The 19,770-nt window shown below is 74.3% G+C and carries 17 protein-coding genes; 9 read left to right on the top strand and 8 right to left on the bottom strand.

Features of this window, described 5'->3' with window-relative positions; translation table 11 throughout:
- Positions 1 to 283: 283 nt before the first annotated feature.
- Together Asera_RS06770 and Asera_RS06765 are read right to left on the bottom strand one after the other, a co-directional pair.
- A complete protein-coding gene (locus tag Asera_RS06770; RefSeq protein WP_030445484.1) occupies positions 284 to 2,599 on the bottom strand; it encodes a hypothetical protein in 2,316 nt (771 codons plus the stop codon).
- A 99-nt stretch (positions 2,600 to 2,698) separates the two neighbouring features.
- Positions 2,699 to 4,903 carry a hypothetical protein gene (locus Asera_RS06765; protein ID WP_157034723.1) on the bottom strand — a complete coding sequence of 735 codons (2,205 nt, stop codon included), beginning with the start codon at positions 4,901 to 4,903 and terminating at the stop codon, positions 2,699 to 2,701.
- Between the two features lie 115 nt (positions 4,904 to 5,018).
- Between Asera_RS06765 and Asera_RS06760 the strand changes: the two genes are divergently transcribed.
- From Asera_RS06760 to Asera_RS06750, 3 genes are all read left to right on the top strand, one after another.
- Positions 5,019 to 6,032 carry a serine hydrolase gene (locus tag Asera_RS06760; RefSeq protein WP_051802016.1) on the top strand — a complete coding sequence of 338 codons (1,014 nt, stop codon included), beginning with the start codon at positions 5,019 to 5,021 and terminating at the stop codon, positions 6,030 to 6,032.
- 54 nt (positions 6,033 to 6,086) lie between these two features.
- Complete coding sequence (locus Asera_RS06755) at positions 6,087 to 6,788, top strand: SecDF P1 head subdomain-containing protein (RefSeq protein WP_212804520.1); 702 nt, start codon at positions 6,087 to 6,089, stop codon at positions 6,786 to 6,788.
- 72 nt (positions 6,789 to 6,860) lie between these two features.
- On the top strand, positions 6,861 to 7,499 hold the full coding sequence (locus Asera_RS06750; RefSeq protein WP_051802015.1) for a DUF1707 SHOCT-like domain-containing protein: 639 nt from the start codon (positions 6,861 to 6,863) through the stop codon (positions 7,497 to 7,499).
- A 195-nt stretch (positions 7,500 to 7,694) separates the two neighbouring features.
- Here Asera_RS06750 and Asera_RS06745 read toward each other — a convergent pair whose 3' ends face one another.
- On the bottom strand, positions 7,695 to 8,330 hold the full coding sequence (locus Asera_RS06745; RefSeq protein WP_030445479.1) for a TetR/AcrR family transcriptional regulator: 636 nt from the start codon (positions 8,328 to 8,330) through the stop codon (positions 7,695 to 7,697).
- A gap of 107 nt (positions 8,331 to 8,437) precedes the next feature.
- Between Asera_RS06745 and Asera_RS06740 the strand changes: the two genes are divergently transcribed.
- Positions 8,438 to 9,853 (top strand): MFS transporter, encoded by a 1,416-nt coding sequence (locus Asera_RS06740; protein WP_030445478.1) that lies wholly within the window; start codon positions 8,438 to 8,440, stop codon positions 9,851 to 9,853.
- A 300-nt stretch (positions 9,854 to 10,153) separates the two neighbouring features.
- Here Asera_RS06740 and Asera_RS06735 read toward each other — a convergent pair whose 3' ends face one another.
- Both Asera_RS06735 and Asera_RS06730 read right to left on the bottom strand, forming a co-directional pair.
- A complete protein-coding gene (locus Asera_RS06735) occupies positions 10,154 to 11,044 on the bottom strand; it encodes a transketolase family protein (protein WP_030445477.1) in 891 nt (296 codons plus the stop codon).
- Between the two features lie 35 nt (positions 11,045 to 11,079).
- On the bottom strand, positions 11,080 to 11,778 hold the full coding sequence (locus Asera_RS06730) for a thiamine pyrophosphate-dependent enzyme (RefSeq protein ID WP_030445476.1): 699 nt from the start codon (positions 11,776 to 11,778) through the stop codon (positions 11,080 to 11,082).
- Positions 11,779 to 11,837: 59 nt separating this feature from the next.
- Between Asera_RS06730 and soxR the strand changes: the two genes are divergently transcribed.
- Together soxR and Asera_RS06720 are read left to right on the top strand one after the other, a co-directional pair.
- Positions 11,838 to 12,284 carry a redox-sensitive transcriptional activator SoxR gene (gene soxR / locus Asera_RS06725; protein WP_030445475.1) on the top strand — a complete coding sequence of 149 codons (447 nt, stop codon included), beginning with the start codon at positions 11,838 to 11,840 and terminating at the stop codon, positions 12,282 to 12,284.
- A 116-nt stretch (positions 12,285 to 12,400) separates the two neighbouring features.
- Positions 12,401 to 12,607, top strand: coding sequence for a hypothetical protein (locus tag Asera_RS06720; protein ID WP_030445474.1), 207 nt, complete (start codon positions 12,401 to 12,403; stop codon positions 12,605 to 12,607).
- 16 nt (positions 12,608 to 12,623) lie between these two features.
- Here Asera_RS06720 and Asera_RS06715 read toward each other — a convergent pair whose 3' ends face one another.
- Positions 12,624 to 13,478: an NAD(P)-dependent oxidoreductase gene (locus Asera_RS06715; RefSeq protein WP_030445473.1), complete on the bottom strand. Its 855-nt coding sequence runs from the start codon at positions 13,476 to 13,478 to the stop codon at positions 12,624 to 12,626.
- A 118-nt stretch (positions 13,479 to 13,596) separates the two neighbouring features.
- Between Asera_RS06715 and Asera_RS06710 the strand changes: the two genes are divergently transcribed.
- From Asera_RS06710 to Asera_RS06700, 3 genes are read left to right on the top strand one after another with little or no spacing between them, the layout of a single operon-like run.
- The gene (locus Asera_RS06710; RefSeq protein ID WP_030445472.1) at positions 13,597 to 14,826 is read left to right on the top strand and encodes a sensor histidine kinase; all 1,230 of its coding nucleotides are present in this window, start codon (positions 13,597 to 13,599) and stop codon (positions 14,824 to 14,826) included.
- A 49-nt stretch (positions 14,827 to 14,875) separates the two neighbouring features.
- A complete protein-coding gene (locus Asera_RS06705) occupies positions 14,876 to 15,529 on the top strand; it encodes a response regulator transcription factor (RefSeq protein ID WP_030445471.1) in 654 nt (217 codons plus the stop codon).
- A 41-nt stretch (positions 15,530 to 15,570) separates the two neighbouring features.
- On the top strand, positions 15,571 to 16,227 hold the full coding sequence (locus tag Asera_RS06700) for a hypothetical protein (RefSeq protein ID WP_030445470.1): 657 nt from the start codon (positions 15,571 to 15,573) through the stop codon (positions 16,225 to 16,227).
- Positions 16,228 to 16,381: 154 nt separating this feature from the next.
- Here the strand turns inward: Asera_RS06700 and Asera_RS06695 are convergent, their stop codons facing one another.
- Both Asera_RS06695 and Asera_RS06690 read right to left on the bottom strand, forming a co-directional pair.
- On the bottom strand, positions 16,382 to 17,368 hold the full coding sequence (locus tag Asera_RS06695; RefSeq protein WP_030445469.1) for an aldo/keto reductase: 987 nt from the start codon (positions 17,366 to 17,368) through the stop codon (positions 16,382 to 16,384).
- Between the two features lie 148 nt (positions 17,369 to 17,516).
- Positions 17,517 to 19,718 (bottom strand): alpha-galactosidase, encoded by a 2,202-nt coding sequence (locus Asera_RS06690; protein ID WP_051802014.1) that lies wholly within the window; start codon positions 19,716 to 19,718, stop codon positions 17,517 to 17,519.
- Positions 19,719 to 19,770: the final 52 nt, after the last annotated feature.

Genomic DNA, 19,770 nt, shown 5'->3' with positions numbered 1-19,770 from the left:
GCGCCACACGCAGGTGGGGCGACCCGCAAGCACGCGGCGCCACACCGCAGGTGGGGCGACCCGCGAACACGTGGAACCACACCGCAGGGCCACGCTGACCACCCGCGCCCGCCTCGACGGCGAGTCGTACCGGGTGACCGGGACGAAGGCGTGGGATGGAGTCAGTCGCAGGCACGTGCGACCGCATCGTAGGTGGGGTCGCACGCAGGTGACCGGACCGAAGCTGGGTGTCGGGGTCGGTCGGCCGGGCACGCGGCGCCGTTCGTCCGCGGTGCCGGGCCGGTCAGGCGTCCCCGGGGCCGGCTTTGTCCACAATGGACTCCTCGGCCGCTCGTGGTGCCGGCGGCTTCTTCGCGTTGCGCCGCTTGCCGGCGCCCGCCGCCCGCTTCGCGGCCCGACCCGGTGTGCCCGCGTCGCGGTGGTTGCCGGTGCCGGCGTCCTTCGGGGCGGCGCCGACGCCGGCCTGCCCGTCGTCACCCGCCTCCCCGCGCGCCGACCCGTCGCTCGCCGCCGGCCGGCCCGGCTGCGGCGGCACGTCGGCGTCCGGCGCCGCTCCGGCCGAGCGCTCGGCGTTCGCGGTGCTTGCCGCCTGCGTACCGGCCGCCTGCGCGGAGCCGGCCGACGGCTCGCCCGCCACGTTCGCGGAGTCGGCGGCGTCCGGCTCGCCGGCCGCCTTCGCGGAGCCGGCCGCCCGGGCGGTGCCGGTCCGTTTCGCGGCCGGCTTCGAGGTACCGGATGCAGCACCGGCCCGTCGCTGGCGCGGGGTCGCGGCGCGCTTCGCCGGCATCTCGTCCACCGACTGCGCGCGCTTCGGGTCCGTGCCGCGCAGCGAGCCGAGCCACTCGCTCATCTCGTCGTCGGCCGGCGCCTGCCCGGCGGCCGGCGACGCGGCGGCCGCCCCCGCCGGTACCGGATCCGGACCGGCGGTCGTCGGCGCGTCGGCGCCGTTCGGGTCGCCGGCCGCGTCCTGCGACGGCGTGGCGCCGGACGCTCGCCGCGACCGGCGCAGACCGCGGCCCCGGCGCACCGGCGCCGCCTCGGCGGTCTCCGTACCGCTGTCGTCTTTCGCATGCGGGACAACGGAGTCCGCGCCATCGGGCGACGCGGCCGGCGCGTCAGCTTCGGGACCGGTCGGGTCGGTGGTGTCGGTCGCCACGACCAGAGTCAGCCGGTCCAGGTAGCCGAGCTGCAGGACGATCAGCAGGACCGCGGCGAGCACCGCGAGCGGCGCGACGAGCAGCACCGCGGTGGAGCTGGTCACGCCGAGGCGGTCGAGCATCGTGCCGGCGCCGGCCGGATCGACCGTCTCGACCAGCAGCGCGGCCAACCAGGCGAGTACCGCGAAGGGCGCGGCCGGGGCGAGCAGGGCACGCCAGGCGAACCGGTCGCCGGTGCCGCGCCGGCGCAGCCACCGGTCCCGGTGACCGGCGGCGAGCAGCGCGAACCCGAACACCGCCGGTACGCAGATCAGCCCGGCCGGCGCCGGATCGAACTGCCGGTCCAGCGCCTCCAGCGGCCCCATGGTGACGAACAGGGCCGGCGCGAACGGCAGTAGCAGCCACCAGCTGTGCTGGCCGGCCGGCCGCAACGCACCGATCGCGATGCCGGCCGCGGCGGCGATCACGACGGCGCCCAGCGAGACGAGCGCGGGCCCGGCCAGCGCGGTACCGAGCAATCGGACGAACGGGTCGGGCCGACCACTCGCCGCCGGGATCGGGATCAGCACCGCGGCCAGCGCCGCCACCACCAGGACCGCGAGCGCCGCGCCCGCGGCGAGATGGACCGCGTCGCGCCGGTGGGCGGGCGGTGCCAGCGGCTCGGATCGGCGCGCCGCCAGTACCAGCCGTGGCCGCAGCAACAGCCCACCGAGCCAGGCCGCCAGGCCGCAGGCGCCGACCACGACGAGCAGCACGACGGCCATCGCGGCGCGACGCGACCCGTACTGCTCGTCGCCGGCGGACAGCGCGAACCGCGCCGCGTACGCGGGTGTCCACAGGCCCCCGGAACCGCCGGTGACCGACGAGCCGACCTGGCCGGGCACGGTGATCAGCTGCCAGCCGAGCGCGAGCGTAGCGAGCACCAGCACGCCGGCGACCGCGGCGAGAGACCGGCCGGTACCGGCGGTGAGCGTCGCGAGCAGCGCCACCCCGAGTGCCACCGCGAGCAGGGTGCCGGCCAGTACCGCCAGGTCGAGCGCGGGCGGGCCGGCGAACACCCGGTGCCGCAGCCCCGGCCACCCGACGGTGATCACCAGCGGCGCACACCCGGCGAGCAGGACGGCGGCGATCGCCCGGGCCGCGAGCCGGGCCGGGGTGACCGCGCGGCGCAGCACGTACGCCATGGCCGGCGCGACGAGCAGGGACACCAGCAGCGGCAGCCCGATCAGCGCGATCGCGCCGAGGTAGCTGTGCCAGTACCGGCCGGGCAGGTCACGGAACGCGGCGAAGCCGGTGAACCGGGAGTCGCCGGCGGTCGAGGTGGTGACCGCCGCAACCGCGAGCAGTCGGAGGAACGGCACCAGCAACCCGACGACGAGCAGGACGGCGGCGGGGATCAGCAGGATGGCGCCGAGGATTCGGGCAGGACGGGGCGTGGGCACGACGCCTCACTCTTCGTCGGCGGTCGATGGGAGGGTGAAACGCTACCGGAACCACGACCGCCCCGAAACACACGTTTCACACCGAAGTCGCCCCGTCGCTCACCGTGTGTCGTCCCCTGCGCCGCGTTCCCACGGCGATACTCCGGCCGAACCATCCGGCGTCGACGTTCCCGGCGGTGCGGCCGGCGGGGTGCCCGAGGGGCCGCCGGGCGCGGGTGGCGCCGGAGGTCCGCCGGGGCGTGCCGGGAAGGCCGGCGGGGCGCCGCCGAGGCTCGGGCCGGGCTGGCCCGGAAACGGAGCCCCGGTGCCGGGTCGACCGCCCGGACCAGCCGACGGCATCCCCGGCCCGCCGGGCGACGCACCCGGTCCCGGTGGCGTGCCGGGCGACGCCCCCGGGCCGGGCGACATCCCCGGGCCCCGCGGAGCACCGGGTGGCATGCCCGGGGCAGGCTGCGGACCACCCGGGGGCGGCTGCGGGGCGCCCGGCGGGAAGGCGGCCGGGGGAAGGCCACCGAGCCGTGGCCCGGCCTGGTCGGGCCCGCCGAAGGCCGGGCCGGCCGCCCCGCCGGGTGGGTCACCGAAGGCGGGGCCGGGCCCGCCGCGCCACGGGCCGCCCGCGGCGACGGCACCGGGCTCCTGGTCGGGGTCACCGAGCCGCAGCGCGAGCCGGTCGAGGTACCAGATCTGGGCGACGGCGAAGACCAGCAGGGCCGGGATCGCCAGCGGCGCGGCCGCGAGCAGCTGTCCCGGGCTCGGCCAGCCCACGCTGTACGCGTTCAGCTGCCGCAGCACCGCCACGTCCGCGGCGGCGTGCTTCATGTCGGTGACGACGGAGTAGCGCCAGAGGTAGTCGTGCGCCTGGTACAGCCAGGTGGCCATGGCCACGACGCCGAGCAGCGGCAGCGACGGCACCAGCACGGTACGCAGGAAGGCGGCCGGCCGGCGGGCCGCCTGGGCGGCGCGCCAGCGGTACCCGTGACCGGCGCCGAACAGCGTGAACACCAGCAGCGCCGGCACGCTGACCAGGATCGGCGGGATGGCGCCGAGGAACGTGTTCAGCTGGTCGTCCGCCATCGCCGACTGCACCGACACGGTCAGCAGCGGCGTCACCGTCACGAACAGCCACGGCATGAACGGCAGCAGCAGCCAGTGGCTGTGCCGGCCGAGCGGCCGGAACGCGCCGATCCCGATCCCCGCCGGGTACGCGAGGAGCAGCTGGACGAGCGTCGCGAGCAGCGCGGGCAGCAGCGCGCCGGTGAGCGTGCCGCCGGACGAGGCGGGGCCGGACGAGGTGTGCTGCTCGGTGAGCAGGCCGAGCCGGGGGTACGCCTCGACCGCGAGCAGCGCGACGGCGCCGGCGAGTGCGAGCACGCCGAGCACCACGGCGCGGCCCGAGCTGGGCCGAGCCAGCGGGCCGGCGGCCGGGCCGGGCCGGTCGAGTTCGAGCCGGGGCCGGGTCAGGATCACGATCAGACCGGCGGCCAGGCCGAGCACCGCGACCGGGATCAGCAGCATCGTGCTGTCGGCGGCGGCCTGGCCGAACCGCAACGTCATGAACGCGTCCTGGAACGCGCGGATGCCGAGCGAGGTGGTGGCTCGACCGGGCGCGAGCATCATCGTCAGGCTGATCGCCTGCAGCCCGATCGCGAACGTGCCGAGCACGAGCACCGCCCAGGTCACGACGGCGCCGCCGAGGGTACGGCCCGGGCGGTCGGTGGCACGCCGGCGCAGCGCGGCGAGCAGCACGCTGACCCCGATCCCGGCGATCAGGCCGATCGTCGCCAGGGTGACCAGGACGGCCAGCTTCGGCGCCGACTGCAGCAGCCCGCGTCCGAAGCCGTCCGGGCGGTAGCTCAGGTGCGCCCAGGCCAGGACGACCACGGCCGGGGCGAAGCCGGCGGCCAGCACGGCGAGCAGCGCGCGGACGACACGACGCAGTACGGTCGGCGCCTCGGCGGCGGCGAAGGACAGCAGCGGCACCACGATCAGCATCACCAGGGTGGGCAGCGCCGCCTCGATCAGGGTGTTACCGACCGTGCCAAGCGGATCGCCGAAGTCCCCGCCGTGCGCGGTCGCGCTGCCGGGCAACGATTTGGCGGCGATGCCCGGCGCCTTGCCGGTGAACGCCTGGATCACGGTCTGTACGGTCGGGACGACGAGCCAGTACAGCCAGCCGAGCGCCATCGGCAGGGCGAGCAGCAGGCCGACCCAGCCGGGCGGTCCGCTACGGGCGGGTCGCACCGGTACGGGCGGGTTCGTGGCCGGAGGCATGGCCGGGGACGGGTACGGGGCCGGTGCGCTCATGTAGCCACCTCCTCAGGTGGGGGCTTGCAGGGATTCTGCCCTGTCCGCGCAACGCGCGGCGGCCCGCCGGCGGCCGGGTGGCCGGTGGGGCCTGATGCGGTAGCGTCCGAGCGTCATGGGTGGGCAGCGAGGTGGCAGTCACCGGTACCGGCGTTCGGGTCGCCGGCGCCTGGTTCTGGCGTCCGCCGGGGTCGTCCTGGTGCTGCTCGCCGCCGGTGGCGGGGTGGCCTGGTGGCGGCACGGCAGCGGCGCGGAGCCGAAGCGCGGCGGCACCGCCGGCGGCAGCGCACCAACCCCGGTCCGTACCAGCGGTTCACCCACACCGTCGGCGGCGCCGAGCAAGAAGTGCGACGCGGATTGCGTGCAGCAGCGGCGGTACGCGGCGGCCAGGAAGTACATGGACGATCACGCGGCGACGAACGCGTACCTGAGCGTGCAGATCGTCGACCGCAAGACCGGCAAGAGCTGGCAGCACGGCCCGGTGACGCACCCGGGCTGGACCGCGTCGACGATCAAGCTGGCGATGGCCACCGACATCCTGCGGCGGCAGCGGGCCGGCGAGGTCACGCTGAGCGACGCGGACCGTACCGACATGGCGAACATGCTGAACTTCTCCGACGAGAACGCGTCGGACCGGCTCTGGCAGCGGTACGGCGGGGACGCCCAGCTGGCCCGCTTCCGGGACGTGTTCGGGATGTCCGGGCTGCACTTCGTGCCCGGGTTCACCGACGGCACCTACTGGGGCTTCGTCAAGTGCACCACCGAGGACCTGTCGCACCTGATGAGCTACGTGCTGACGAAGACCGCGCCGGACGACCGGGCCTACCTGGTGTCCGCGATGCGCGGGGTGGCGCCGAACCAGCGGTGGGGGGTCTGGGCCGCCGGCCACGACCAGCGTCCGGGCGACAAGAACGGCTGGTCGTTCGAGACCGACTCGTACGGCAAGCACTGGGTGCTCAACTCGGTCGGCTTCGCCGGCCCGGACGAGCGGTACGCGATCGCGATCATGTTCCAGGTGCAGCCGCACTCGACCATCGCGTACGGCACGCACACCGTCTCCGACGTCGTCGGCCTGCTGTTCGGCGTACCGGCGCCGGCCACGATCACCGTGCCGGAGCCGGACGGCTGAGGTGACCGAGCCGCCCTGGGCCGAGCCTGCCCCGAGCGCCACCACGTCGGCCTGGTGGTGGCCCTGGTGGTGTGCCTGCTGCTGGTCGTGGGTGGTGCCGGACTGTCCGGCTACCTGCTCTACCACGCGGCCCGGGACGACGATCGGGGCTGGCCGGCGAGCTGGCACACCGCCGCGTTCACCGTCAGCGGCGACGACTCGACCCGAGTGGACGCCGGCAGGCTGCTGGCCCTGCTCGCCGGCACCGGCACCCGGTACGAGGTGCACGGCGACCGGATCGTCCTCGCCGTCCCGCCGGCGCGGGCCGCGGCGCTGCCCCGGCTGCGTTCACTGATGCCGGTGCGTACCGAGCTGTCGGTGCGGCCGGTGCTCGACGTCACCAGCCCGTCGCCCGGCTGCACCCCCGGCGATCCGCCCGCCTGCGACCGGTCCGGGCAACGGTACCGGCTGGGCCCGCCGGTGCTGTCCGGCCGCGAGGTGACCGGCGTGCGCACCGGTACCGACCCGGAAACCGGCTGGTCGGTGACGGTCCGGTTCAGTGCCGCCGGGCAGCGGGCGATCAGCGACGCGACCAGCCGGTACGCCGGGCAACAGTGGGCGATCGTGATGGCCGGCGCGGTGCTGTCCGCGCCGGAGGTACCCGGGCCGGTCTCCGGCCCGCTGCAGGTGTCGGACGGATCGGACCTGGGGCAGATGCGTCGGATCGCGGCGGCCTTCCGGCTCGGCCGGCATCCGGTCACGATCCGCGCCGCCTGACCGGCATCAGCCCCCGCAAGAGCGACGTCTCAATGACTTCACTATGACGTCTCCGCTTGGTACGCTGCCGTCATGCAGCCCGAACCCCTGCGGCCGGTACCGCCGCCACCGCTGACCGACGCCGACCGCGAGGCGGCCGTCGAACTGCTGCAGCGTGCCTGCGGCGAGGGCCGGCTCACCCTGGAGGAGTTCGGCGTCCGCGCCGGCGCCGCCTGGGCCGCCGACACCAGCGAGGAACTCGCCGAGGTCACCGCCGGGCTGGCCGCCGCACCGCCGGTCGGCACCAGCCAGCCGGTGACCGTCATCTCCGCCGTCTTCGGCGAGCACAAGCAGTACGGGCGGTGGCGGGTCTCCCGGCACACCCGGGTCCGCGCCCTGTTCGGGTCGACCAAGCTCGACCTGCGCGAGGCGACGATGGACGCCGAGGTGGTGCGCGACGGCGTCGTCGACATCGAGGTACGCACGTTCTGCGGCGAGGTGAAGATCACCGTGCCGGAGGGCGTCGAGGTGGAGGTCTACGGGCGCTCGCTGTTCGGTTCGCGCACCACGAACCTCGCCGCGGTGCCGCGCCGGCAGGGCACGCCGACGATCCGGCTGCACTGCAACGTGACGTTCGGCGAGATGAAGGTGCGCAGCGCACCGCTCAGCCGGCACGGCGGCCTGCTCGGCAACGGCAAGCTCGGCCGCATCCTCCGCGAGCTCGTCGACTGACGGCCCGAACCGTTCAGCCCCGCCGCGTCGATCAAGCCCGTCGCCCGGCCCGGCCAGCGTGCCGGCGACCGCCCGCCCCGTCGATCAAGGGACCGCCGCGTTGATCAAGGGACCGGCGCGTTGATCAAGGGATCCAGACACATCGTTGCAGGACGTCGCGCCCCCATCCCTTGATCAACTGCGGCAGGCCCGTGGTCAGGCGGTGTGGGTCGGTGGGGGGTCGGTGCGGTACGCGCCGGCGATCGCGGCGGCGGTCACCGCGGCGGCGGCGCGGTCGGCGACGGCCTCCGACAGCGGCTCCCCGGTGTTGAGCAGCCGGTAGTACAGCGGCGCCGAGACCGCCGCGACGACCTCCCGCGGATCGGTACCGGCCGGCACCTCGCCGCGGTCGATCGCGGCGACGACGCAGCCGGCCCACTCGTCGATGCGGCGCCGGTAGAAGCCGTGCAGCGCCTCCGCCGTGGCCGGGTTGCCGGCCGCCGCGGCGATCAGCGCGGTGAACAGCGCGCCCTGCCGGGCATCGGTGAGCGTCGAGACCACGAGCCGGGCGTTGGCCCGCAGGTCGGCGGCCAGGCTGCCGTGGTCGGACCGGGGTACCGACTGGTCGGCCATGTCCCGCAGCAGATCCGCGGCGAGCGCCGAGGTGCTGCCCCAGCGCCGGTAGACGGTCGTCTTGCCGCAACCGGCCCGGTGCGCCACGTCGGCCAGGTCCAGCGCCGCGAACCCGGACTCGGCGAGCGCGTCACCGGCCGCCGCGAGTACCGCATCGCGGACGCGGGCGGTGCGACCGCCGGGCCGGACCGTGCCGGGTGTGGGTGTGCCGCGAGTCATAACGGGACTCCTGTTTCATTAGTCCGGGATCCGATGCTACCGTGTGGCACTAATGGAACCATAGTGCCATTTAACTGCGGTCCGCCGCCGGTCAAGGAAGGACCGTCATGTCCACACCCGCCCTTCGCACCGCGGTCGCCGCACCCGCGAACCGGATCACCGGCCGGCTCCGGATCACTCTGGTCGTCCTGCTCGTCGCCCAGTTCATGCTCGCGGTCGACTTCTCGATCCTCAACGTCGCGCTTCCCGTCATCGGCGCCGGGCTGGGCTTCCGGCTCGCCGAGCTGCAGTGGATCGCGACCACGTTCGCGCTGTCCGCGGCCGGGTTCACGCTGCTGCTCGGCCGGGTCGGCGACCTCGTCGGCCGCAGGCGGATCTTCCTCGCCGGGCTCGCGGTACTCACCGCCGCGTCGCTGCTCGGCGGGTTCGCCACCAGCCCCACCATGCTGCTCGTGGCCCGGGTCGCGCAGGGTCTCGCCACCGCCGCCGTCACTCCGGCCGGTCTGGCCCTGCTGACCACGTCGTTCCCGGACGGACCGTTACGGCAGAAGGCGCTCGGCCTCAACGGCGCGCTGATGTCCGCCGGCTTCACCACCGGGGCCATCCTCGGTGGCGTACTGACCGACCTGCTGTCCTGGCGCTGGTCGTTCCTGCTCAACGTGCCCGTCGCGGTGGCGGTACTGCTCGTCGCGCCGGCCGTCATCGCCGAGTCTCGACCGCCGGTACGCCCGCGGCTCGACCTGCCCGGTGCGCTGAGCGTCACCGTCGGCCTGCTCGGCATCGTGTACGGGCTCACCCAGGCCGGCGAGCACGGCTTCGCCCGGCCGACCGCGCTGGTTCCGCTGCTCGCCGGCGCCGCCCTGCTCGTCGTCTTCTACCTGGTGGAACGACGGGTACCGGAACCACTGGTACCGGTACGCATCCTGACCCGGCGCACCGTGGCCTGGGGCAACATCGCCGGGCTGATCGCGTTCGGCACCGAGACCTCGCTCGTCTACCTGCTCACCCTGTACCTGCAGAAGACGCTCGGGTTCTCCACGCTCGGCGCCGGGCTGTCCTTCGGCGTGCTCGGCGTCGGTACGGTGCTGGGCGGGATCGCGGCGCCCCGGCTGATCGCCCGCACCTCGCCGACGGTCGCGCTGGTGCTCGGCGGCCTGGTGCAGGCGGCCGGTACCGGTGCACTGCTGGCGATCGGGGCGAACCCCGGCTGGCTCGCGCTGTTGCTGCCGGCCACGTTCGTCGGCGGGATCGGCAACATGGTCGTCATCGTCGGCTTCATGGTCACCGCCACCTCCGGCCTGCCCGCCGCCGAGCAGGGCCTGGCGTCCGGCCTCGCCACCATGGCACAGCAGGTCGGCATCACGATGGGTACGCCGGTGCTGTCCGCGGTCGCCACCGCGGCGATGGCCGGCGGGCCGGCGGTGCTGCCCGGCGTCCGGGTCGCGATCGGGGTGAACGTCGCGCTCGTGCTGCTCGGCGTCGCGCTCGCGGCGACGTTCCTCGCCCGACGGCGACACCTCTGACCACAGTGGACGGTGGGCCGAGCTCGGCGCACCGTCCCACCGCAGCGCAGGGCACTCCGTCTCATCGGAGGGCAGCAGGCTCCGTCCCGCCGTAGGGCAGGGCGCTCCGGCCCGCCGCAGGGCAGGAGGCCCCGCCGCACCGCGGGGCAGGAGGCCCCGTCCCGCCACCGGGCAGGGCGCTCGGTCTTGCCACAAGCAGGGCGCTCGGTCTTCGCAGGGCAGGGCGGTCCGACGGCCCGGTCGGGCGTCCGGTCTGCACGTGCCGCGTCCGCCCGCAGCCACCCGGCCGCCCTCGTCGCGTCACCGCGGCAGCAGGAACCCGGCGATGGCGTGGCGGAGGGCGTCGGGGGTGAGGCCGTGCGCGTCGTCGTGATCGGCCGGCGTACCGAACCGGTGCAGGTCGACCCGGCGCACCCCGAGCCCGAGCGTCCGATGTGGACGGTCGAGCAGCGCGTCGTCGACCACCCGGGCCGAGGTGCCGGCCAGGTACGGCTCGACCAGGATCACCGTGTCGCCCGTGGCACCGGCGAGCTCGCGCAGCCCGGCGGCGTCGAACGGCCGGACCGTGTTGGTGTACGCGACGGTCACGTCCAGGCCGACCGTGGCGGCGAGCACCGCGGACAACATCGGCCCGACCGCCACGACGACGGCGCGGTGACCGGTTCGCAGCGGTACCAGGCGGCCGTCGGTACCGGCATGCGCGCCGTCGTTGCTGCGGGTGGACAGCCGCAGGTAGACCGAACCGTCGCCGCCGACCGCGTGCCGCAACAGCGGGTCGACCTCGTCCGGATGGCCCGGTACCCGGACCTCCCAGCCGGGCAGCGTGTCGATCAGCGCGACGTCGCCGGGGGCGTGGTGGCTGCGGCCGGCCTGCGCGTTGTCGTACGAGGCGCCGACGCTGACCAGCACGCCGTGGCCGTCCTGGTTGCCGAAGTCGAGCTTGATCTGCTCGAACGCGCGCTCGACCAGGAACGGCGCGTAGCTGTGCGCGATCGGCCGCAGCCCGGTCTGGGCCAGCCCGCCGGCGACGCCGACCAGCAGCGACTCGCGGATACCCACGTTGAGCACCCGGTCCGGGTGCCGCTCGCGGACCGGCTCGAACGCCGCCGCCGAGATGTCCGCGAGCACCAGCGCGGTACGCGGGTCCTCGTCCAGGATCGCCGTCGTGCCGGCCACGAACGTCTCTCGCATGTCCATTGTGGACTGTCCTCTCGGTGCTCGACGGCTCAGTACTTGTCTTCGACGGTAGCCACGACGACGTGCGGACGGCCGGGCAGCGGGGTGGTCAGGGCGGACTCCAACGCCCGGTGGTTGCGGCCGTCCACCGTCGCCGTGGACCAGCCGTGCGCGGCGAAGCGCGCGCCGATGCCGCCCGGCCAGCCATGCGTCGCGGACCGGTTGTCCACCACCACGACGGTCAGGCTGGCCAGCCCGGTCGCCCCGGCGTACGCGATCGCCTCGTGGTTGCTGCCCTCGTCGAGCTCGGCATCACCGACCAGCACGTAGGTCCGCGCATCGGGGAAGCCCTGGGCGCGGAGGCCGAGCGCGACGCCGACGCCGAGCGGCAGCCCGTGGCCGAGCGAGCCGGACGAGATCTCCACGCCGGGCAGCCGGGTCCGGTCCGGGTGGTACCCGAGCGGCGAGTCGTACGAACCGAAGTCGTCCAGCAGGTCGGTGGGGAAGAACCCCTTCGCCGCCAGTACCGCGTAGTACGCGGCCGGTCCGTGCCCCTTGGAGAGCAGGAACCGGTCGCGGGCCGGATCGTGCAGGTTGTCCGGATCGACCCGCAGTACCCGGTCGTAGAGCACCCACAGCACGTCCAGGGTGGAGGTCGCGCTCGGCTCGTGCTTCTCGTCACCGGTCATCCGGGTCAACAGCGCGGGCAGGTCCTCGTACCCGAGGAGGTCTTCCGTTGCGGTCGTCATGTCGGTAGCCTGCAACCTGAAGTCAGGTTTAAGTCAACCCGGATGTGAAGACTGGCACGATGAGCGAGCTACCCGAGACCCTCACCATCGGCGAACTGGCCGCCCGCAGCGGCGTCGCCGCCTCCGCGCTGCGCTACTACGACAAGCTCGGCCTGCTGCAGTCCGACCGCAGCGGCGGCAACCAGCGCCGGTTCTCCCGCAGCGAGCTGCGCCGAGTTGCGTTCATCCGGATCGCCCAGCGGGTCGGCCTGAGCCTGGACGAGATCCGGGACGCGCTTGCGCTGCTGCCGGAGAACCGTACTCCGACCCGCGGCGACTGGGCCCGGCTGTCCCGCGCCTGGCGCAGCCGGCTGGACGACCAGATCCAGCTGATGGAACGGCTGCGGGACCGGCTTGCCAGCTGCATCGGCTGCGGCTGCCTGTCGCTGAAGAAGTGCGAGCTGAGCAACCCGCACGACATGCTCGCCACCGACGGCCCCGGCCCCCGCTACCTGATCACCGACTGACCGACGTCCCAGCTCCCGCCCGGCCACACCTGATCGGCCGTACGATCGCGTTGCGTTCACTCGACCGAAGCGGTCCCCGATCGGCAGGTGGCTTCCGCGTGGCCGAGAGATCCCCGGTGCCGCAAGCGATACGCTACGGGTTCGACCTGACCGACCCCCACGACGCGTTGTTCGTCGGGTCCGCCTTCTTCACCGTCGCCGAGCTGCCCGCCGACGACTCCGGCCGGGTCCTGGTGCGGAGCAGCGGGCGGAACCGGGTCGCCGGGTCGTCTCCACCGACGAGTTCGTCCGGCTCGCGCGCGACTGCTGCCGGCAGCCACTGATCCGGGTCCGAGCCGGTCAGTTGCGGTACGTGCGGTAGACGGCGGCCATGTCGGCGGCGCCGTGGCCCTCGGCGAGCGCCTGCTCGTACCGGGCGCGTACCGCGGCGGCGAGCGGCGCGGGCTGTCCGGCCGCCGCGGCCGCCTCGCCGACCAGCCGGGCGTCCTTGACCGCGAGCGACAGCGGGAAACTCGGCGGGAACTCGCCGGCCAGCATCGCCGCGCCCTTGCCCTGCACGTACCCGGCGTCCAGGCCGCCACCGCGGATCGTGTCCAGGAACAGGTGCGGGTCGAGGCCGAGCGCGGCGGCGAGCGACAGCGCCTCGGCGGTACCGACGGTCAGCGTCTCCAGCCACGAGTTGAGCACCAGCTTGAGTCGGCTGCCGGCGCCGGCCGGCCCCACCCACAGGGTGCGCGACCCGATCGCGTCGAACACCGGCGCGCACCGCTCCCGCGCCTGGTCCGGACCGGACGCCAGGACGACCAGCGCGCCCTGCTCGGCGGGCTGCCGGGTACCGAGCACCGGCGAGTCCACGTACGTCAGGCCCTGCGCCGCGGCCAGGCCGGCGAACTCGTCCGCGTACGCAGTGCCGACGGTGCTGGCCTGGATCCACAGCCGGCCACCGCCCAGCTCCGCGCCGAGGCCGAGCATCACCTCCCGGACCGCGGGCCCGTCGGAGAGCATCGTGAGCACGGTCTCGGCGCCGAGCACCGCCTCGCTCGGGGTCGCGGCCACGACCGCGCCGCGGTCGGCGAGCGGCCGGGCCCGGGCCGGCGTCCGGTTCCAGGCGCGGACCGAGAACCCCGCGTCGAGCAAGTTGGCCGCCATCGGCAGACCCATGATTCCGGTACCCAGTACCGCGATTGTCGTCATTCCCCCAGCATGCGCCGCAACCCGGTCGGCGGCGGCCGGAACCCCTCCCCCGGGCGGGGGAGGTGGGTCCCGCGTCGTAGCGGGGCGCCCGCTCGGCCGGTACCGGCACAATGGCGGCATGCGAGCGACCAGGTCACCGGTGGTACGGCCGCTGACCGCGCACAGCACCCGGCAGCGGCTGGTGTTCCTGCTGCTCGGCAGCGGGCTGGCGGTCGCGTTCGCGTCGCTGGACGCGGTGGTGCTCGGCGCGATCGCGGCGGGCCGGCTGCCGCTGCCGCTCGCCGCCCCGGTGTTTCTGGCCGTCACCGTGGCGCCGCCGGCGCTGCTCGGGCTGCTCCCCTCGGTACGGGTGGTCGAGGGCGCCGCGGCCCGCAACCTGCTGCAGGTGGCGCTGCCCGAGTCGCTGCCCGCACCGCGCGACTTCGACGCCCGCTGGCGCGCCGCGCTCTGGTTCCTGCTGCACCTGGTCGCCGGCGCGGTGGTCGGCGCCGCGCTGCTGGCTGCGGCGTCCTGGGTGATCAGCCTGGCGGCCGCACCGTTCGCCGCCCGCCCGCTGGTGCCCGGGTTGCCGACCGGCGCGTCGGCGGCCTGGCTGCTGGTGCTCGTGATACCGACGGTGCTGGTGTTCGGCTACCTCGTGGCCGGGGTGGGGGCGGCGATGGCGCGGATCGCGGCACCGCTGCTCGGGCCGTCCCCGGCCGAGCGGCTGGCCGAGGTCGAGGCGAGCGCGGCCCGGCTGGCCGAGCGCAACCGGCTGGCCCGGGAGCTGCACGACTCGGTCGGGCACGCGCTCACGGTGACCACGTTGCAGGCCGGCGCGGCCGGGCGGGTGCTCGATGCGGACCCCGAGTTCGCCCGGCGGGCGCTGGCCGCGATCGAGGAGACCGGTCGGGCCGCGCTCGCCGACCTGGACCACGTGCTCGGGCTGCTGCGCGAGGAGTCCGCGCCGCGGGCGCCGCAGCGCACCCTGGACGACCTGCCCGCGCTGCTGTCGGCGTCGGCGGCGACCGGCGTCCCGGTACGGGCGAGCGTGCCGGACCGCATCACCGGGGTACCGGCGGTGGTGTCGCGCGAGGCGTACCGGATCGTGCAGGAATGCCTGACCAACGCGCTGCGGCACGCCGGCCGGGTGCCGGTGACCCTCCGGTTGCGGCTGACCGCGGACGAGCTGGAGCTCGAGCTGACCAACAGACTGTCCACAGTGGACGCCCCGACCCGGCCGACCGGTGGTCGCGGCCTCGCCGGCATCGCCGAACGGGTCGCGCTGCTGTCCGGCACGATGACCGCCGCGCCGACCGACGGCGACTGGCGGGTCGCGGTCCGGCTGCCGCTGGGGCACGCCCCGTGACGACTACCGCAGGGACGGCACCCTTCGTGACGAACACCGGGAGAATGGCATGACGGTGCGGATCCTGCTCGCCGACGACGAGCCGCTGGTAAGGGCCGGGCTGGCCGCGGTGCTCGGCGCCGAACCGGACCTGACGGTGGTCGGCGAGGCGTCCGACGGCGCCGAGGTGCTGCCGCTGGTCCGCTCGACCCGGCCGGACGTGGTGCTGATGGACGTCCGGATGCCCGACGTGGACGGCATCCAGGCCACCCGGTCGCTGGTCGAACGGTTCGACGACCCGCCCCGCATCCTGGTGGTCACCACGTTCTCCAACGACGACTACGTGTACGAGGCGCTGCGCGCCGGTGCGGCCGGCTTCCTGCTCAAGCGGGCCCGGCCGGACGAGATCGTGCAGGCGGTACGGACCGTCGCGCGCGGCGATTCGCTGCTGTTCCCGGCCGCGATCCGTACCCTCGCCGGGCGGTCGGCACACACCGGCGGCGGCGACCGGCTGGCGGCCGCCAAGCTGACCGGGCGGGAGGGCGAGGTTCTCCGGCTGATGGCGCGCGGACTGTCGAACGCGGAGATCGCCACCGAGCTCTACCTGGGTGTCGAGACGGTCAAGACGCACGTCGGCAACGTGCTGGCCAAGCTCGGCGCGCGGGACCGCACCCAGGCGGTCATCCTCGCGTACGAATCGGGCTTCATCACGCCCGGCTCCTGACCGGGAGTCCGCGATCGATCTCGGGGGCGCAGGATGGAGCGATGGTGACCGACGAACGACTGACGGCGGCGGCCGAGGCCTACGAGCGATCCGTGTTCCAGAGCGACGGCAGCGGGTTGCCGGCGGCCGAGCAGGGCCTGGACGCACTCGACGCGGACGCCGCGCTGCACCGCGGGCGGCTCCGGCACGCCGGGTACCTGGCCCGGCGCGACAGCGATCCGAGCGAGGACCCGCGCGAGCTGCCGCTGTTCGAGCAGGCACTCGCCACCTACCGGGCGCTGGGCGACCCCCGCGGCGAGGCCGAGGCGCTGTTCTGGGTCGGCTGCGTGCACCAGGTGGTACGCGGCGACGGCGCGACCGCGGTGCCGCTGTTCGAGCAGGGCGTCGAACTCGCCGAGGCCGCCGGCGATCGGCGCACCCTGTCGTACCTGCTGCGCCACCTCGGCATCGCCGCCCACCAGGAGGGCAACCTGACCGCGGCGCGCGAGTTGCTGGAACGGTCCACGCTGCTCCGGCGCGAGCTGCACTTCGACGCCGGGGTGGCCGCCAACCTGGTCGGCCTGGCGTACCTGGCGTATGCCGAGGGCCGCCGCGAGGGTGCGGCGGCCCTGCTCGACGAGGGCGACCGGCTGTGTGCCGCCGCCGGCGCCGCCGGCATCGCCCGCCACCTCGCCGAGGCCCGTACCGACCTGGGGTGACGACCGCGAACCCGGGCCGGCACTGGGCTGAGGCCCGCACCCGGGACCGCCGGTCACTGGCGCCGGCGTGGCCGTACCAGACCGGCCGCCGGCCCGGACCGGGCTGGCGGCCGCGTGACGCATCGTGGCAGCGACGGGTCACGCGGCCGCCGCGTCAGTGCGCGCTGTCCAGGAGGGCGCGCTGGTCGTCGGTGAGGTCGAGGTCGGCGGCGGCGAGGCTCTCGTCGAGCTGCGTCACCGACGACGCGCCGATCAGCGGGATCACCGCCGGCCGACCGCCGATCAGCCAGGCCAGTACCACCTGGTTGACGGTGGCGCCGGTCTCGGCCGCGACCTGCCGCAGCGCCTCCTGCCGGCGCGGCGTACCCGGATGGTCGAACTCGGCGCCGAACGGCTTGTCGGCGCGGGTGTAGCCGCCGGACAGCAGCGGCGTGTACGCCACCAGTGCCAGGCCCGGGTTCTCGTCCGCGTAGCCGAGCAGGTCCGCCCCGGCCGTACCGATCTGGCCGTGGTGGGACAAATCGTGCGGTACGTCGGTGCGCGGGCGCAGGTAGCTGTGCCGGTACTGCAGCACCTCGTAGCCGGCGAGCCCGCGCGCGGCGGCCAGGTTCCGGGCCCGTTCCACCCGCCAGGACCAGTGGTTGCTCGCCCCGAGCAGCCCGACGGTGCCGTCCTTCACCAGTTCCCCGAAGCCCTCGACGGTCTCCTCGATCGGCGTCGCCGGGTCCTCGATGTGCGCGTACAGCAGGTCGATCTTGTCGACGCCGAGGCGCTCGGCGCTGGCCGCGGACGATTCGCGGATCACCCGCGCGGACAGCCCCTCCCCGTTGTCCAGGTAGTGCGTGCCGGCGGCGAGCGGCCGGGCGCCGAGCTTGGTGGCGATGACGATCTCGCTGCCGATGCCGCGGCTGCGGCGCCACCGGCCGAGCAGCGCCTCGCTCTCGCCGCCCTGCGTGCCGTTGATCCAGAACGCGTAGTTGTCCGAGGTGTCGATGAACGTGCCGCCGGCCTCGACGTAGCGGTCGAGGATGGCGAACGAGGTCTCCTCGTCGGTCTGGGTGCCCATCAGCATGGCGCCGAGGCTGAGCACGCTGACCTCGCGGCTGGTGGCCGGGTCCGTCCCGATGGTGCGGTACTTCATGGCGTGGTTCCCTCTCGCTGTCGTGGTGCGGGGGCGGCGCCGCGCGCCGGCTGCGCGACGCCGCCACGAACGGCCGGGCAGTACGACCGCCGGCCTCGAGAGGGAAGTCTGGGTGCTGGACCGCGCTCCAGGTCAAGCGCGATCGGGCTCAGTCGTCGATCCGGGTCAGGTGCACCAGCACGGAGTCGTAGTCACCCTGCAGCCGCACCGGCAGGCCGAACGTGTGCAGCGCCGCGCCGGTGAACTCGACGTCGAAGCCGCTGGCCCGGTACCGGGCGGTCGGGTCCAGGCCGGCCAGCCGCAGCACCGGCGGGCGCTGCCCGAACCGCTGCGCACCGAGGTACGCCAGCACGACGGCCTGCGCCCGGTCGCGGGTCACGTACTGCACCGCGGACAGCCCGTCGGACGGCGCCCGCAGCCGGTACAACCGTCCATGCTGGACGATCGAGCGGACCTTCTTGTACTGCGCGATCAGCTCTGCCGCCTCGTCGAGTTCGGCGTCCGACCACTCGGACAGGTCGCCGCCGACGCCGAGCACGCCGGCCATCGCCGCGTGGAAGCGGTAGCGCAGCGGCACGGTGCGCGGGTCGAGGAAGTTCGGCACGTCGGTCACCCAGCACGACATCGCGCGGGCCGGGTAGAGCTGGCTGTACCCGTCCTGGATGATCAGCCGGTCCGGCCCGTCGGTGTTGTCGGAGGTCCACACCTGGTCGGTACGGGCGAGGATGCCCAGGTCGATCCGGCCACCGCCGCCGGAGCACGACTCGAACGCCACGTCCGGGTGCGCGGCGCGCAGCCGGTCGAGTACGCCGTAGAGGTTGTGCACGTGGTCGGTCCACAGCCGGGCCGGGTTGTCCGCGTTGGACGGCCAGCCGGGCTCGGTGAAGACCCGGTTCATGTCCCACTTGACGAACCGGATGTCGTTGTCCGACAACAGGTTGTCGAGCTGGGTGAACATCCAGTCGGCGACGTCGGGCCGGGCCAGGTTGAGCACCAGCTGGTTGCGCATCTGGTGCCGGGTGCGCTCCGGGAAGTGGTAGACCCAGTCCGGGTGCTCGCGGTAGAGGTCCGAGTCGGGGTTGACCATCTCCGGCTCGACCCAGATGCCGAAGTCCATCCCGAGCCGGTGCACCTCGTCGATCAGCGGGGTCAGCCCGTTCGGGAAGCGGTCCGGGTTGACCCGCCAGTCACCCAACCCGGCGTGGTCGTGCACCCGGGCGCCGAACCAGCCGTCGTCCATCACGAACAGCTCGCAGCCGATCCGCGCCGCCTTCGCCGCCAGCGCCATCTGGTTCTGTTCGTTGACGTCGAAACCCGTTGCCTCCCAGGAGTTGTACAGCACCGGGCGGTTGGTGTCGGCGTTCGCGAGCACGTGCCGCAGGGTGTACTCGTGCCAGCCGCGGCTGGCCGCACCGAACCCGTCCGATGTGTACAGTCCGGCGAAGACCGGGGTGTCCAGCGACTCGCCGGCCGCGAGCCGGTACGGGCCGAAGTCGGTGTGGCCCAGACCGCCCAGCACCTGCATGCCGCCCTGCGCCAGCCGCTGCGCGGCGAACTCCCACGATCCGGACCAGGCCAACGCTCCACTGTAGACGGACCCGGCCTGCTCGGTGGCGGTACCGTCGTCCAGCGCGAACCACGGGTTCGCGTGGTGGCTGGTGATGCCGCGCCGGCTGCCGGTGGTGAAGGTGCCCTCGGTCAGCTCCTGGCGGCGCAGCTGGGTCTCCGCGCCCCACCGGCCGATCAGGTGCGACAGCCGGTAGGAGTCCCACTCGGGCAGCGTCCACGCGGCCGAGTCGACCCGGTCCAGCTCGATCACGGCGCTGCCGGTGTTGGTCGCGGTGACCCACCGCTCGATCACGTCGGTACCGGCCTGGATCCGGTAGTGCACCGCGACCGCGAGCGGGAAGTACGCGTCGGCGAACTCCAGCGTCAGCTCGTGCGCGCCGGCGTCGTGGGTGGCGCTGCTGCCGGTCAGTCGCCACTCCACCGACCGCACGTCGCCGGCGAACCGGGCGGCGAGCGCCGGGCGGGCGAACCGCAGCCCGCCGGCCACCGGGTACTCCTCGGCGCCGTCCAGCGGCGACTCGAACCCGCGCCGGCTCCACCGGGACCGCTGCACCGTGGCGATCTGTACCGCGTCGGCGAGCGTCACCGGGGCGCCCCAGTACACGTGCAGCAGCACGTCGGGCAGCTGCTGGCGGTGCACCGTGACCTCGGGTGGGCAGGCGACCGCGTAGGCGGTGCCGGGGGTGCGCAGCAGCCACACCCGCGCCTCGTCGTCGTAGTCGATGCCGACCCTGTCCCCGCCAACCCGGTCATCGCCGACTCGCGTCGTCCGTACAGCCATGCGTACTCCTTGATCGAACGTCTCCGCACATCTTGCCCCACTTTTCAACACC

This window comes from Actinocatenispora sera (assembly GCF_018324685.1).
GTDB lineage: Bacteria > Actinomycetota > Actinomycetes > Mycobacteriales > Micromonosporaceae > Actinocatenispora > Actinocatenispora sera.
Note: the sequence above shows the minus strand (reverse complement) of the source record. Positions and strands in the feature narration are given on the sequence as shown.